Below are 14,657 nucleotides of genomic sequence, written 5' to 3' on the forward strand. Positions count from 1 at the left end.
CGATGTGAGCGGAGCAGGGCTCGGGCAGCGCAACGGCGCGCTGCGCGGGCCCTGTGGCGTGTCCCCGACCTCTCCCTAGGAGCCAACACAGCATGAAGACGATCGACGAACTCCTCGCCGAAGGCGTCTCCGGCAAGCGGGTCTTCGTCCGCGCCGACCTGAACGTGCCCCTCGACGGCACCACGATCACCGACGACGGCCGTATCCGCGCCGTGCTGCCGACCGTGAAGGCCCTGGCCGGCGCGGGTGCCCGGGTCGTCGTCGCCTCGCACCTCGGCCGCCCGAAGGGTGCCCCGGACCCGGCCTTCTCGCTCGCCCCGGCCGCCGCGCGGCTCGGTGAACTGCTCGGTGCGGAGGTGCCGTTCGCCACCGACACGGTCGGCGAGTCCGCCCGCGCCACCGTGGCCGGTCTCGGCGACGGCGGCGTAGCCGTCCTGGAGAACCTGCGCTTCAACCCCGGGGAGACGTCCAAGGACGACGCCGAGCGCGGCGCCTTCGCCGACGAGCTCGCCTCCCTCGCCGACGTCTACGTCGGCGACGGCTTCGGCGCCGTCCACCGGGGGCACGCCTCGGTGGACGACCTCCCGGCCCGGCTGCCGCACGCAGCCGGCTACCTCATCGCCGCCGAGGTCTCGGTACTGAAGAAGCTCACCGAGGACGTCAAGCGGCCGTACGTGGTCGTCCTCGGCGGTGCCAAGGTCTCCGACAAGCTCGCCGTGATCGACTCGCTGCTGGCCAAGGCCGACCGCCTGCTGATCGGCGGAGGCATGGCCTACACCTTCCTCAAGGCCCAGGGCCACGAGGTCGGCATCTCCCTCCTCCAGGAGGACCAGGTCCCGGTGGTGAAGGAGTACATGGAGCGCGCCGAGAGGAACGGCGTCGAGCTGGTGCTGCCGGTCGACGTCCTCGCCTCCACCGAGTTCCCCGACCTCAGGACCAAGGCGCCCGCCGAGTACACCACGGTGGACGCCGACCGGATCCCCGCCGACAAGGAAGGGCTGGACATCGGCCCGAAGACGCGCGAGCTGTACGCGTCCAAGATCGCCGACGCCGCCACGGTGTTCTGGAACGGCCCGCTGGGCGTCTTCGAGCACCCGGACTACGCCGGCGGCACCCGCGCCATCGCCCAGGCACTCGTGGACAGCAAGGCCTTCACCGTCGTCGGCGGTGGCGACTCGGCCGCCGCGGTCCGCACACTGGGCTTCGACGAAGACGCGTTCGGCCACATCTCGACCGGTGGCGGCGCGAGCCTCGAGTACCTCGAGGGCAAGACGCTTCCCGGACTCGCCGCACTGGAGGACTGAACACCACATGAGCACCCGCACCCCGCTGATGGCGGGCAACTGGAAGATGAACCTCAACCACCTCGAGGCCATCGCCCACGTCCAGAAGCTCGCCTTCGCCCTGACCGACAAGGACTACGACGCCGTGGACGTCGCGGTCCTGCCCCCCTTCACCGATCTGCGCTCCGTGCAGACCCTGGTGGACGGTGACAAGCTGAAGATCACGTACGGCGCCCAGGACCTCTCGGCGCACGACTCCGGCGCATACACCGGTGAGATCTCCGGCACGATGCTCGCCAAGCTGAAGTGCGCCTACGTGGTCGTCGGTCACTCCGAGCGACGCCAGTACCACGCCGAGTCCGACGCGCTCTGCAACGCCAAGGTGAAGGCCGCGTTCCGGCACGGTCTGACCCCGATCCTCTGCGTCGGCGAGGGCCTGGACGTCCGCAAGGCCGGCCAGCAGGTCCAGTACACCCTGAACCAGATCGACGGCGGCCTGAAGGACATCACGGCCGAACAGGCCGAGACCCTCGTGATCGCCTACGAGCCCGTCTGGGCCATCGGCACCGGTGAGGTCGCCACCCCGGAAGACGCCCAGGAGGTCTGCGGGGCGATCCGCGGCCGGCTCGCGGAACTGTACGGCCAGGAGGTGGCCGACAAGATCCGCATCCAGTACGGCGGCTCGGTGAAGTCGAACAACGTCGCGGCGATCATGGCTCAGCCCGATGTCGACGGAGCCCTGGTCGGCGGCGCGTCCCTCGACGTGGACGAGTTCGTCAAGATCGTGCGCTTCCGGGACCAGTGAGCGGACGGTAGCGCTGCCCGCCCTCCTCGTCACCTGCGGTGAGGAGGGTCGGCCCGCGGCGAGGGTCGTGGAAATGGGTAACCTCGTCGTACGCTTGCGGGGGTCGAGGCTCGTGGACTCGGCCCCCGTTTTCCCGATCAGTTGTTCAGTCTGATTCGTTCGTCCGAGGAAGTTGGTCCAGCCGTGGTTATGGGGTTCTCGATCGCCCTGATCGTCTTCAGCCTGCTGCTGATGCTGCTGGTGCTGATGCACAAGGGGAAGGGCGGCGGCCTCTCCGACATGTTCGGTGGCGGCATGCAGTCGTCCGTCGGCGGCTCCTCGGTCGCCGAGCGCAACCTGGACCGCATCACGATCGTGGTCGGCCTGATGTGGTTCGCGTGCATTGTCGTACTTGCTCTGCTGATGAAGCTGGGCGGCTGACCACAAAGAGCGTCCCGGAGGTGGGGGTGTAACTCCAATCACTGGACGAGCGTTGGGCCTTACGTAGACTGGGGCATCTTCGAGCACCATCACGCAGGGAGTTACGACCGTGGCAAGTGGCAACGCGATTCGGGGAAGCCGGGTCGGGGCGGGGCCGATGGGGGAGGCGGAGCGGGGCGAGTCCGCGCCGCGTCTCCGCATCTCCTTCTGGTGCTCGAACGGGCACGAGACGCAGCCGAGCTTCGCCAGCGACGCACAGGTTCCGGACAGCTGGGACTGCCCGCGCTGCGGGTTCCCAGCGGGCCAGGACCGGGACAACCCGCCGGACCCACCGCGTACCGAGCCGTACAAGACGCATCTGGCGTACGTGCGCGAGCGGCGCAGCGACGCGGACGGTGAGGCCATCCTCGCCGAGGCGCTCGCGAAGCTCCGGGGCGAGATCTGAGCAGCTGACGCCGGGCCCGGCCGGCGGCGGAATCCCAGGATTCCGCCGCCGGCCGGGCCCGCTGCGTTTCGCCCGCACGCCGTTGCGTCGCGCCGGCCGGCCTCACGATCAATTAGGTTGGTGGGGCAGCGGGGACGCAGTCAGGTACGAGAAGAAGTGGGCTGAAGATGAACGCAATCCGGCTCAACCGGAGGCCCGAATGGGCTGCTCTGACCAAGCACCGTGAGCAGATGGCGGACACGCATCTGCAGGAGTTGTTCGCCGCGGATCCCGGGCGCGGCAGCCGGTACACCCTGAGGGCCGCCGATCTGCACCTCGACTACTCCAAGCACCGGGTGACCGACGAGACGCTGGCACTGCTGCGTGACCTCGCCGCCGCCACCGGGGTCGCGGAGCTGCGGGACGCCATGTTCCGTGGTGAGAAGATCAACATCACCGAGGACCGGGCGGTCCTGCACATCGCGCTCCGCGCCCCCCGGGACGCGGTCATCGAGGTCGACGGCGAGAACGTGGTGCCGGCCGTGCACGCCGTGCTCGACAAGATGAGCGCCTTCTCCGGGCAGATCCGTTCGGGCCGATGGACCGGCCACACCGGAAAGCCCATCAGGAACGTCGTCAACATCGGCATCGGCGGCTCCGACCTCGGCCCCGCGATGGCCTACGAGGCGCTGCGCGCCTACACCGCACGGGACCTGACGTTCCGATTCGTCTCGAACGTGGACGGGGCCGACATCCACGAGGCGGTCCGCGACCTCGACCCCGCCGAGACGCTGTTCGTCATCGCCTCCAAGACGTTCACCACCGTCGAGACCATCACCAACGCCACCACCGCCCGCGAGTGGCTCCTGACCGGCCTCGGCGCGGGCCAGGAGGCCGTGGCCAAGCACTTCGTCGCGCTGTCCACCAACGCGGAGAAGGTCGCCGACTTCGGTATCGACACCGCGAACATGTTCGAGTTCTGGGACTGGGTCGGCGGCCGCTACTCGTACGACTCGGCGATCGGGCTCTCGCTCATGATCGCCATCGGCCCGGAGCGCTTCCGCGAGATGCTGGACGGATTCCACCTCGTCGACGAGCACTTCCGCACGGCGCCGCCGGAGGAGAACGCGCCGATGCTGATGGGCCTCCTCGGCATCTGGTACGACGACTTCTTCGACGCCCAGTCGCACGCGGTCCTGCCGTACTCGCACTACCTGAGCAAGTTCACCGCGTATCTCCAGCAGTTGGACATGGAGTCGAACGGCAAGTCCGTCGACCGGGAGGGTGAGCCCGTCGACTGGCAGACGGGACCGGTCGTCTGGGGCACCCCGGGCACCAACGGGCAGCACGCGTACTACCAGTTGATCCATCAGGGGACCAAGCTCGTGCCGGCCGACTTCATCGGCTTCGCCGAGCCCGTCGACGAGCTGCCGGCCGGACCGGCGGGCCACCACGACCTGCTGATGGCGAACTTCTTCGCCCAGACCCAGGCGCTGGCCTTCGGCAAGACCCCGGAGGAGGTGCGTGCGGAGGGCGTGCCCGAGGAACTGGTGGCGCACAAGACGTTCCGCGGCAACCACCCGACCACGACGATCCTCGCCGGGGGGCTGACGCCCTCCGTCCTCGGCCAGCTCGTCGCGCTCTACGAGCACAAGGTGTTCGTCCAGGGCGCCGTCTGGAACATCGACTCCTTCGACCAGTGGGGCGTCGAGCTCGGCAAGGTCCTGGCCAAGCGGCTGGAGCCGGTGCTCACAGAGGGCCGCGGGGGCGAGGACCTCGACAGCTCCACCGCCGCGCTGGTGTCCACGTACCGCACTCTGCGCGGCCGGAGCCCGCTGGGCGGCGGGGCGTAGGACGGCGGTCCGATGACGGGGGAGGGGACCGTGCGGCTGAGGCCGCCGAACAACAGACTGAACGAACGGGCCGTCGGATGGTGGCGGGCGCGGTGCCTGCTGACGGCGGCCGTGCCGGTGGCGGTGCTCGCCGCCCTCGGCGCGTTCGTCGGGCCCGCCAGGACCTGGCTGTGGTTCGCGGCCGGGGTACTGGCGGTCCTCGGCCTGGCGGGCACGGCCCTTCTCCCCTCCTGGTGGTACCGGATCCACCGCTGGGAGGTCACGGATGAGGCCGTGTACGTCCGCACGGGCGCCCTCCTGCAGGAGTGGCGCATCGCCCCGATGTCCCGGATCCAGACCGTCGACACCGTACGCGGTCCGCTGGAACAGCTCTTCCGGCTGGCCACCGTCACCGTCACCACCGCCTCCGCCAAGGGCGCGCTCAGGATCGAAGGCCTGGACCACGAGGTCGCCGCCGGACTGGCCGAGCAGCTGACGCGGATCACCCAGGCCACCCCCGGGGACGCCACATGACCACCGCGGGCGGCCCGGACGAGCGCTGGCGGCGGCTCGACCCGCGCACGGTGCTCGTCACGGCCGCCGTGATGGCGGGGGTGGCGGGCGGTGCCGGACTGCCCGTCCTGCTCGGTCTGGCCGGGAGCATGCCGTGGTGGCAGGCGCTCGGCTGGGTGCTCGCCGGGGCCCTGGTACTCATCGCCGGGGGCGCGGGCGCGGACTGGCTGCGCTGGAGGCGCACGCGGTACCGCATCGGCCCCGAGCGCGCCGAGCTCCACACCGGTCTGCTGCTGGTGAAGCGGCGGTCCCTGGCGCGCGAACGCATCCGCACCGTCGATCTGACGGCCCATCCGCTGCTGCGGATACTCGGCCTGGTCAAGGTGCGGATCGGCACCGGTGAGCACACCGGCGGCGGAGAGTCCACGCTGGAACTCGACCCGGTCACCAGGGCCGAGGGCGAGCGGCTGCGCCGGGAGCTGCTGGCGCGGCGGGCCGCCGGGGTGCCGGAGGCCGAACGGGACGGGACACTGGCGGCCCTCGACCCCCGCTGGATCCGCTACGCGCCGGTGTCCTTCGTCGCCCCCTTGCTCGGCGGCGCCGCGGTCGGAGCGGTGATGCAGGTCAGCCAGTGGTTCGGGGTGCAGACACAGGTGATCGACTGGGTCGGTGAGCGGTTCCGGGACACCCCGCTGCTCTGGACGGCCGTGGTGCTGGCGGTACTGGCCCTGTTCGCCGGGATCGTCGGAGCACTCGGCCTCTGGGTGGAGATGTGGTTCGGCTATCGGCTGGAACGCGAACCGGGCGGCACACTGCGGGTCCGCCGGGGGCTGTTCACCTCCCGCTCCCTCTCGATTGAGGAGCGACGGCTGCGCGGAGTCGAACGCGTCGAGCCACTCGGCGTGCGGCTGTTCGGCGCCGCGCGGGTGGACGCCGTGGCCACCGGCCTGGTCGAGGACGACGAGGACGGCAAGGCCGACCACAGGACGCTGCTGCCGCCCGCGCCGGGGCCCGTGGCCGACGACGTCGCCGCCCGGGTGCTGCGGGAGCATCGCCCGCCCACGAGCACCCCGCTCGCCGCGCATCCGCGGGCGGCGCGCTCCCGCAGACTGCGCCGGGCCCTCGCGGCCGCCCTCGCGCCGGTCCTGGTCCTCGTCGTTCTGGGTCTGTCGGTGACGGACGTTCTGCTGTACGCCGCCGCGGCGTGCGCGGCGGTGTCCCTGCCGCCCGCGGTGCTGCTGGCCCTGGACGCGTACCGGAGCCTGGGCCACGCGCTCGTGGGCGACTATCTGGTCGCCCGCTCGGGGACCGTCCGGCGGGGCACGGTGGCGCTGCGGCGCGGCGGCGTCATCGGCTGGACGCTGAGGCAGTCGTGGTTCCAGCGGCGTGCCGGGCTGCTGACCCTGATCGCCACCACGGCGGCGGGCGACGGTGCGTACCCGGTGTACGACGCCGACGAGCACGAGATCCTGGACTTCGCCGCCCGGGCGGTCCCGGGGCTGCTGGAACCGTTCCTCGAGCGGCCGGGCGGTCGCAACGAGCACGGGAGGTAAGGGGCGTGAGCGATGCCACGTCCGGAACGGGCGGCTCCGCCCGCCGGAGACGTGATCATGTCCCTCATGAACATTTCAGCAGATCGCCGTTCGGTGCTCACCGCGCTCGTCGGGGCCGCCGTCAGCGGCTCCGTGCTCGGCGGATTCGGGGCCGCGCCCGCGTACGCCACCGGAGAGAACGACGTCTACACGTCCAACACCGATCTCTACACCAAGCTCGCGGGCAAGGAGGGCACCGACTTCGGCCGTCGCTGGAAGCGCCATCAGCACGCCGACGAGAGCCGGACCGGGACGGCGCCGTTCAACCGGACGACGATCATGGCACTGCACGGGGGCGGTATCGAGGGCGGCACCTCCGAACTCTGCCTCGGGATCGCCGGCTACCACCCCGCCACCCTCGAAGCCGTGCAGGACGGCCACCCCGTACACGACTACTGGATGTTCGAGGGACTGCGCTCCTCCGGCAACCGGGAACTCCACGTCACGTCCACGAGCTGCGACGACCGGATCGCCCTCTCGCTGGCCGGGGGCAGTCTCAACGTGCTGAGCCTGCACGGCTGTACGGCCGCTCAGGCCGGTGCCCCGGCCTCCTCTCCCGAGGCCGTCGTGGTCGGCGGCCGCAGCGCCGACTTCAAGGCAGCCCTGCACCTGGAGCTCGGGAATGCCGGGTTCACCACCATCGACGGCTCCGCAGTACCGGACCTCGCGGGCGTCAAGACCGACAACCCCTGCAACCGCACCGTGCTCGGCGAGGGCGGACAGCTGGAAATCACCGCGGAGCTGCGTGCCGCCATGTTCGGGGTCTACACCAACGCGGGACGCCCCGGGAGCACCACCGAGGTGTTCTGGCGCTTCACGGCCGCCGCGCGGGCGGCGGTGGCCCGCCTGGAAGCCAAGCCGGGTCAGGTCCTGCTGTGACGGGCGGCGGGCGCTGAGACGACGTACGGCCCGGCCCGCCGGTGGGGGCGGACCGGACCTCGTCGCACCGGGCGGTGAGACCGCGTCAGGCGGAGGCGGGCGGATAGAGATCGCGCGGCAGCTGGGACGCCGCCGCCGCGTCCAGCAGCCACAGCGTCCTCGACCTGCCGTACGCCCCTGCCGCCGGGGCCTGGATCTCGCCCGCGCCCGACAGGGCGATGCGCGCGGCGTTCGCCTTGTCCTCGCCGGCCGCCAGCAGCCACACCTCGCGCGCCGCCCGGATCGCCGGGAGCGTCAGGGAGATGCGCGTCGGCGGGGGCTTCGGCGCGCCGTGGACGCCGACGACCGTGCGCTCCGTCTCCCGTACCGCGGGAAGCTCGGGGAACAGGGAGGCGACGTGCGTGTCGGGGCCCACGCCCAGCATCAGGACGTCGAACGCCGGCACATCGCCGCCCGTGTCGGCAGCCGCCGACCGGTAGTGCTCGGGGCCCGCGGCGGCGGCCAGCTCCTCCGCGTACGCGGCCGCCGCGGCGTCCGCGTCCTTGCCGTACCGTCCGTCCGACGCGGGCATCGGGTGCACCCGGGCCGGATCCAGCGGTACCGAGTCGAGCAGGGCCGCCCGGGCCTGGGTGATGTTGCGCTCCGGGTCCCCTTCGGGGAGGAAGCGCTCGTCGCCCCACCACAGGTCGAGCCTCGACCAGTCGACGGCGTCCCTCGCGGGTGCCGCGGCGAGCGCGGCCAGCAGGCCGTTGCCGTTGCGCCCGCCGGTGAGCACCACCGAGGCGGAGTCCCGGGCGGCCTGGGCGTCCACGATCTTCGTGATCAGCCGGGCCGCTGCGGCCCGGGCCATCAGCTCCTTGTCGCGGTGGACGACGAGTTGGGGGGCGCTCACTTGGACGCCGCCTTGCTCGCCGGTGCCTTCGCGGGGGTCTCTTCCCCGCTCTTCTCCCCGGGCTTCTCCGCCGTCGGGTCAGGGCGCTCCGCCTCGGCCTTCCTCGCGGCGGAGCCGTCGCCGGCCGCCGCGGGCCGCTGGTCGAGCCGGTCGACCCCGAACCGAAGCGTCGCGGCGTAGATGTCGTCCGGGTCCAGCCGCCGCAGCTCCTCGGCCATCAGCTCGGCGGTGTCGCGCCGCTTCAGCGCCACCGCACGGTCCGGCTGGCCCTCGATGGACAGCGTCGCCAGGGAGCCGTCCGCGCGGTCCAGCACGATGGTGCCGCTGTCCGTCAGCAGCCGCACGGCGGTGAGGCCGGGACCACCGGAGGCCGTGCGCGCCACCGGTACGTCCAGCCGGTCGCCGAGCCACATCCCGAGCAGCTCGCAGCTCGGGTTGAACTCCTCGCCCTCGACCTCGGCCCCGGTGATCCGCCAGTCGACCTGGTCCAGCGCGGCCGCGAGCATCGAGCGCCACGGGGTGATGCGGGTCCAGGACAGATCCGTGTCACCCGGGGTGTAGGCGTCGGCGCGGGCGGTCAGCTCGGCGACGGGCCGCTCGCAGGCGTATGTGTCGGTGACCCTGCGCTGTGCCAGTGCGCCCAGGGGGTCGGACGCCGGATCGACCGGCGCGTTCACCGGCCACCACACCACGACCGGCGCGTCCGGCAGGAGGAGCGGCAGCACCACGGACTGGGCGTGGTCGGCGACCTCGCCGTAGAGCCGCAGAACCACCGTCTCGCCGGTGCCGGCGTCCGCGCCCACCCGGACCTCGGCGTCCAGCCGCGCCTTGGCCCGGTCGCGCGGGGAGCGGGAGACGCGCTTGATGACGACGAGCTTGCGCGAGGGGTGCTCGCGGGCGGCCTCGTTGGCCGCCTTCAGCGCGTCGTAGGCGTTCTCCTCGTCGGTGACGATGACGAGGGTGAGGACCATTCCGACGGCCGGGGTGCCGATAGCCCGTCGGCCCTGCACCAGCGCCTTGTTGATCTTTCCGGAGGTGGTGTCCGTAAGGTCGATCTTCATGGCCGGCGCCAGCTCCGTCCGTCTCGTGCGAGCATTTCGTCCGCCTCGACCGGACCCCATGTCCCGGCTGGGTACTGCGCGGGCCTGCCGTGCTTCTCCCAGAACTCCTCGATCGGGTCGAGGATCTTCCAGGACAGCTCGACCTCCCCGACCCTCGGGAAGAGGTTGGAATCGCCGAGCAGCACGTCGAGGATCAGCCGCTCGTAGGCCTCCGGGCTGGACTCCGTGAAGGACTCGCCGTAGGCGAAGTCCATGGAGACGTCGCGGACCTCCAGCGAGGTGCCGGGGACCTTCGAGCCGAAGCGCAGGGTCACGCCCTCGTCCGGCTGGACCCGGATGACCAGGGCGTTCTGCCCGAGTTCCTGGGTGGCCGTGCGGTCGAAGGGGGAGTGCGGGGCGCGCTGGAAGACGACGGCGATCTCGGTGACACGGCGGCCGAGCCGCTTGCCGGTGCGGAGGTAGAACGGCACGCCCGCCCAGCGCCGGTTGTCGATCTCCAGCTTTATCGCCGCGTAGGTGTCGGTCTTGGAGGTGGGGTCGATGCCCTCCTCCTCCAGATAGCCGACGACCTTCGCGCCGCCCTGCCAGCCGGCCGCGTACTGCGCGCGGACGGTGCCCGCGGCGAGGTCCCTGGGCAGTCTCACCGCGCCCAGCACCTTGGTCTTCTCCGTCGCCAGCGAGTCCGCCTCGAAGGAGGCGGGCTCCTCCATCGCGGTCAGCGCGAGCAGTTGGAGCAGGTGGTTCTGGATGACGTCGCGCGCGGCGCCGATGCCGTCGTAGTAGCCGGCACGGCCGCCGATGCCGATGTCCTCGGCCATGGTGATCTGCACGTGGTCGACGAACGACCGGTTCCAGATCGGTTCGAAGAGGGTGTTGGCGAAGCGGAGCGCCAGGATGTTCTGGACGGTCTCCTTGCCCAGGTAGTGGTCGATGCGGAAGACCTGGTCCGGTTCGAACACGTCGTGGACGAGCGAGTTCAGCTCCATCGCGGAGGCCAGGTCGTGGCCGAAGGGCTTCTCGATGACGGCGCGCCGCCACGAGCCGTCCTTCTGCTCCGCCAGCCCGTGCTTCTTCAGCTGCCTGACGACCTTGGGGAAGAACTTCGGCGGCACCGAGAGGTAGAAGGCGAAGTTGCCGCCCGTGCCCTGCACCTGGTCGAGTTCCGTGATGGTCTTCTTCAGGGTCTCGAACGCGTCGTCGTCGTCGAACTCTCCGGGCACGAACCGCATGCCCTGGATGAGCTGCTGCCAGACCTCCTCCCGGAAGGGAGTGCGGGAGTGCTCCTTCACGGCCTCGTGGACCTCGTGCGCGAAGTCCTGGTCGTCCCACTCACGGCGGGCGAAGCCGACGAGGGAGAAGCCCGGCGGCAGGAGCCCGCGGTTGGCGAGGTCGTACACAGCGGGCATCAGCTTTTTCCGTGACAAATCGCCCGTGACGCCGAAGATCACCAGGCCCGACGGCCCCGCGATGCGCGGGAGCCGTCGGTCCGCGGCGTCACGGAGCGGATTCGCTCCGTGTGCGGAAGTCAAGGTGCTCAGCCCTCCGAGGGAGCGAGGCGCTGGAGCTCCGCCTCGGTCGACTTGAGCAGGTCGTTCCAGGACCCCTCGAACTTCTCGACGCCCTCGTCCTCGAGCAGCCGGACGACGTCGTCGTACGAGATCCCGAGCTTCTCGAGGGCGTCGAGCTCGGCACGGGCCTGCTCGTACGTCCCGCGCACCGTGTCGCCCGTGATCCGCCCGTGGTCGGCGGTCGCCTCCAGCGTGGCCTCCGGCATGGTGTTGACCGTGCCCGGTGCGACCAGCTGGTCCACGTACATCGTGTCCGGGTACGCCGGGTCCTTGACGCCGGTCGAGGCCCACAGCGGACGCTGCGCGTTGGCCTGCGCCTTGTCGAGGGCGGCCCAGCGCTCCGACGGCGGCGTCGACTTGTCGGCCGAACCGAACACCGCCTCGTAGGCCTGGTAGGCCAGCCGTGCGTTGGCGAGCGCCGCCTTGCCGCGCAGCTGCTTCGCCTCGTCCGTGCCGAGGGCGTCCAGCCGCTTGTCGATCTCGGTGTCCACCCGGGACACGAAGAACGACGCCACAGAACGGATCTTCGACAGGTCCAGGCCCGCGGCCTTCGCCTTCTCCAGCCCCGCCAGGTAGGCGTCCATGACCTCGCGGTACCGCTCCAGCGAGAAGATCAGCGTGACGTTGACGCTGATGCCGAGGCCGATGACCTCGGTGATCGCCGGAAGGCCGGCCCGCGTGGCCGGGATCTTGATGAACGTGTTCGGCCGGTCCACCAGCCAGGCCAGCTGCTTGGCCTCGGCGACGGTCGCCGCCGTGTTGTGCGCCAGCCGCGGGTCGACCTCGATCGACACCCGGCCGTCCTGGCCGCCCGTGGCGTCGAACACCGGCCGCAGCACGTCCGCGGCGTCGCGCACGTCCGCGGTGGTGATCATGCGGAGGGCTTCCTCGACCGTCACCCGGCGGGTCGCGAGGTCGGAGACCTGCGGCTGGTAGCCGTCGCCGGACGAGATGGCCTTCTGGAAGATGGACGGGTTGGTGGTGACGCCCACGACGTGCTGCTGGTCGATGAGCTCGGCCAGGTTGCCGGACGTGATGCGCTTGCGCGACAGGTCGTCGAGCCAGATCGCGACGCCTTCGTCGGAGAGGCGCTTGAGTGCGTCTGTCATGAGAGTTGCATCTCCTACTAGTCGTATACCGGCGTCAGCGCGCGGTGGCGGCGATCCCAGTCGTTGAATCGAGCGCGGCCCGCGCGGCGGCGGCCACCGCCTCGGGGGTGAATCCGAACTCGCGGAACAGCACCTTGCCGTCGGCCGAGGCACCGAAGTGCTCCAGCGACACGATCCGGCCGGCGTCACCGACGAAGCGGTGCCAGGTCAGCCCGACACCGGCCTCGACGGCCACCCGCGCCTTCACCGACGGCGGCAGCACCGAGTCCCGGTAGGCCTGGTCCTGCTGGTCGAACCACTCGACGGACGGCATCGAGACGACCCGCGTCGCGATGCCCTCGGCCTGCAGCTGCTCGCGGGCCTCCACGGCCAGGTGCACCTCGGAGCCGGTGGCGATCAGCACGGCCTGCGGCTCGGTGCTCTCCCCGCCGGGACCCTCGGCCTCGAACATGACGTAACCGCCCTTGGCCGCGTCCTCGTTCGGCTCGTACGTCGGCACGCCCTGGCGGGTCAGCGCCAGACCGTGCGGCGTGCCCACGCGGAACTCCTTCGTCCAGCGGCGGAGGATCTCGCGCCAGGCGATCGCGGTCTCGTTGGCGTCGGCCGGGCGCACGATGCTCAGACCCGGAATCGCGCGCAGCGACGCCAGGTGCTCCACCGGCTGGTGCGTCGGGCCGTCCTCGCCGAGACCGATCGAGTCGTGGGTCCAGACGTACGTCACCGGCAGGTGCATCAGCGCGGACAGCCGGACCGCGTTGCGCATGTAGTCGGAGAAGACGAGGAACGTACCGCCGTAGACACGGGTGTTGCCGTGCAGCGTGATGCCGTTCATGATCGCGGCCATCGCGTGCTCGCGGATGCCGAAGTGGACCGTGCGCCCGTACGGGTCCGCCTCCGGCAGCGGGTTGCCCCTGGGGAGGAACGACGAGGTCTTGTCGATCGTGGTGTTGTTCGAGCCCGCCAGATCGGCGGAACCGCCCCACAGCTCCGGGACGACCGCGCCCAGCGCCTGCAGCACCTTGCCGGACGCGGCACGGGTGGCGACCGCCTTGCCGGTCTCGAAGACCGGGAGCTTCTCCTCCCAGCCGGCCGGGAGTTCGCCCGCGCGGATGCGGTCGAACTCGGCGGCGCGCTCCGGGTTGGCGGCACGCCACTCGGCGAACGTCTTCTCCCACTCCTCACGGTCGGAGCGCCCGCGGTCGAGGGCCCGGCGGGTGTGCCGGATGACCTCGTCGGAGACCTCGAAGGTCTTCTCCGGGTCGAAGCCGAGGACCCGCTTGGTGGCCGCCACCTCGTCGTCGCCCAGCGCCGCGCCGTGCGCGGCCTCGGTGTTCTGGGCGTTCGGGGCCGGCCAGGCGATGATCGAGCGGACGGCGATGAAGGAGGGACGCTCGCTCTCCTCCTTGGCCGCCTTCAGCGCCTCGTACAGACCGACCGGGTCCAGGTCGCCGCTCGGCAGCGGGGCCACGCGCTGGACGTGCCAGCCGTACGCCTCGTACCGCTTCAGGGTGTCCTCGGAGACCGCGGTCTCCGTGTCGCCCTCGATGGAGATGTGGTTGTCGTCCCAGAGCAGCACCAGGTTGCCGAGCTTCTGGTGGCCGGCCAGCGAGGACGCCTCGTGGGAGATGCCCTCCTGGAGGCAGCCGTCGCCGGCGACGGCCCAGACGGTGTGGTCGAACGGAGAAGTGCCGGGAGCGGCGTCCGGGTCGAACAGGCCGCGCTCGTAGCGGGCGGCCATGGCCATGCCGACGGCGTTGGCGACGCCCTGGCCCAGCGGGCCGGTCGTGGTCTCGACGCCCACGGTGTGGCCGTACTCGGGGTGGCCCGGGGTCTTGGAGTCCCACGTGCGGAAGGACTTGAGGTCGTCGAGCTCCAGGCCGTACCCGGCGAGGTAGAGCTGGATGTAGAGCGTCAGGCTGGAGTGACCTGCGGAGAGCACGAACCGGTCGCGGCCGGTCCAGTCCGTGTCGGCGGGGTCGTGGCGCATCAGCTTCTGGAAGAGGACGTACGCCGCGGGGGCCAGGCTCATCGCCGTACCGGGATGGCCGTTGCCGACCTTCTGTACGGCGTCAGCGGCGAGGACACGTACGGTGTCCACGGCCCGCTGGTCCAATGCGGTCCACTCGAGGTCTGTAGTGGTCGGCTTGGTGCTCACCCTGGGTCAGGGCTCCTCTCCACATGTTCGGGTCCCGGTGACTGAGGCGTTTACCGGGCGCTGTCGAGCCTACCCTCGCAGCAACGTGCATCCTTTCGAGTGCACGTCTCTCCAATCGGACACA

Annotated in this window: 13 protein-coding genes; 8 read left to right on the forward strand and 5 right to left on the reverse strand. The window is 71.0% G+C overall.

The window, feature by feature from the left end; all coding sequences use genetic code 11:
* The first annotated feature begins 92 nt into the window (after positions 1-92).
* The 8 genes from FEF34_RS30075 to FEF34_RS30110 all read left to right on the forward strand — a co-directional run bounded on the left by FEF34_RS30075 (position 93) and on the right by FEF34_RS30110 (position 7,748).
* Positions 93-1,304 carry a phosphoglycerate kinase gene (locus FEF34_RS30075; protein ID WP_138055964.1) on the forward strand — a complete coding sequence of 404 codons (1,212 nt, stop codon included), beginning with the start codon at positions 93-95 and terminating at the stop codon, positions 1,302-1,304.
* Positions 1,305-1,311: 7 nt separating this feature from the next.
* Positions 1,312-2,088 (forward strand): triose-phosphate isomerase, encoded by a 777-nt coding sequence (tpiA, locus tag FEF34_RS30080; protein ID WP_138055965.1) that lies wholly within the window; start codon positions 1,312-1,314, stop codon positions 2,086-2,088.
* 183 nt (positions 2,089-2,271) lie between these two features.
* Entirely contained in the window at positions 2,272-2,508 is a 237-nt protein-coding gene (gene secG, locus FEF34_RS30085) for a preprotein translocase subunit SecG (RefSeq protein WP_170813917.1), read from the forward strand.
* Positions 2,509-2,617: 109 nt separating this feature from the next.
* Complete coding sequence (locus FEF34_RS30090) at positions 2,618-2,953, forward strand: RNA polymerase-binding protein RbpA (RefSeq protein WP_078503510.1); 336 nt, start codon at positions 2,618-2,620, stop codon at positions 2,951-2,953.
* Between the two features lie 167 nt (positions 2,954-3,120).
* Positions 3,121-4,785 (forward strand): glucose-6-phosphate isomerase, encoded by a 1,665-nt coding sequence (gene pgi, locus FEF34_RS30095; protein WP_138055966.1) that lies wholly within the window; start codon positions 3,121-3,123, stop codon positions 4,783-4,785.
* Positions 4,786-4,797: 12 nt separating this feature from the next.
* Positions 4,798-5,298: a PH domain-containing protein gene (locus FEF34_RS30100; protein ID WP_138055967.1), complete on the forward strand. Its 501-nt coding sequence runs from the start codon at positions 4,798-4,800 to the stop codon at positions 5,296-5,298.
* Positions 5,295-6,830, forward strand: coding sequence for a PH domain-containing protein (locus FEF34_RS30105; protein ID WP_138055968.1), 1,536 nt, complete (start codon positions 5,295-5,297; stop codon positions 6,828-6,830). The genes FEF34_RS30100 and FEF34_RS30105 overlap by 4 nt, the downstream gene beginning before the upstream one ends.
* A 66-nt stretch (positions 6,831-6,896) precedes the next feature.
* Entirely contained in the window at positions 6,897-7,748 is an 852-nt protein-coding gene (locus FEF34_RS30110; RefSeq protein ID WP_407698316.1) for a poly-gamma-glutamate hydrolase family protein, read from the forward strand.
* A gap of 85 nt (positions 7,749-7,833) precedes the next feature.
* Here the strand turns inward: FEF34_RS30110 and pgl are convergent, their stop codons facing one another.
* From pgl to tkt, 5 genes are read right to left on the reverse strand one after another with little or no spacing between them, the layout of a single operon-like run.
* Positions 7,834-8,640, reverse strand: a complete 807-nt coding sequence (pgl, locus tag FEF34_RS30115; protein WP_138055969.1) for a 6-phosphogluconolactonase — start codon at positions 8,638-8,640, stop codon at positions 7,834-7,836.
* The gene (gene opcA / locus FEF34_RS30120; RefSeq protein WP_138055970.1) at positions 8,637-9,701 is read right to left on the reverse strand and encodes a glucose-6-phosphate dehydrogenase assembly protein OpcA; all 1,065 of its coding nucleotides are present in this window, start codon (positions 9,699-9,701) and stop codon (positions 8,637-8,639) included. Before opcA ends, pgl begins: the two co-directional genes overlap by 4 nt.
* Entirely contained in the window at positions 9,698-11,230 is a 1,533-nt protein-coding gene (gene zwf / locus FEF34_RS30125; protein WP_138055971.1) for a glucose-6-phosphate dehydrogenase, read from the reverse strand. The genes opcA and zwf overlap by 4 nt, the downstream gene beginning before the upstream one ends.
* A gap of 5 nt (positions 11,231-11,235) precedes the next feature.
* Complete coding sequence (tal, locus tag FEF34_RS30130) at positions 11,236-12,378, reverse strand: transaldolase (RefSeq protein WP_138055972.1); 1,143 nt, start codon at positions 12,376-12,378, stop codon at positions 11,236-11,238.
* A gap of 34 nt (positions 12,379-12,412) precedes the next feature.
* A complete protein-coding gene (tkt, locus tag FEF34_RS30135; RefSeq protein WP_138055973.1) occupies positions 12,413-14,533 on the reverse strand; it encodes a transketolase in 2,121 nt (706 codons plus the stop codon).
* Between the last annotated feature and the right edge of the window lie 124 nt (positions 14,534-14,657).

Source organism: Streptomyces marianii (assembly GCF_005795905.1).
GTDB lineage: Bacteria > Actinomycetota > Actinomycetes > Streptomycetales > Streptomycetaceae > Streptomyces > Streptomyces marianii.

Bases quoted from the DNA above. Each gene is read 5' to 3' on its own strand.
- FEF34_RS30075 (WP_138055964.1), top strand. From the start codon at position 93: ATGAAGACGATCGACGAACTCCTCGCCGAAGGCGTCTCCGGCAAGCGG.
- tpiA (WP_138055965.1), top strand. From the start codon at position 1,312: ATGAGCACCCGCACCCCGCTGATGGCGGGCAACTGGAAGATGAACCTC.
- pgi (WP_138055966.1), top strand. From the start codon at position 3,121: ATGAACGCAATCCGGCTCAACCGGAGGCCCGAATGGGCTGCTCTGACC.
- FEF34_RS30100 (WP_138055967.1), top strand. From the start codon at position 4,798: ATGACGGGGGAGGGGACCGTGCGGCTGAGGCCGCCGAACAACAGACTG.
- FEF34_RS30105 (WP_138055968.1), top strand. From the start codon at position 5,295: ATGACCACCGCGGGCGGCCCGGACGAGCGCTGGCGGCGGCTCGACCCG.
- FEF34_RS30110 (WP_407698316.1), top strand. From the start codon at position 6,897: ATGAACATTTCAGCAGATCGCCGTTCGGTGCTCACCGCGCTCGTCGGG.
- opcA (WP_138055970.1), bottom strand. From the start codon at position 9,701: ATGAAGATCGACCTTACGGACACCACCTCCGGAAAGATCAACAAGGCG.
- tal (WP_138055972.1), bottom strand. From the start codon at position 12,378: ATGACAGACGCACTCAAGCGCCTCTCCGACGAAGGCGTCGCGATCTGG.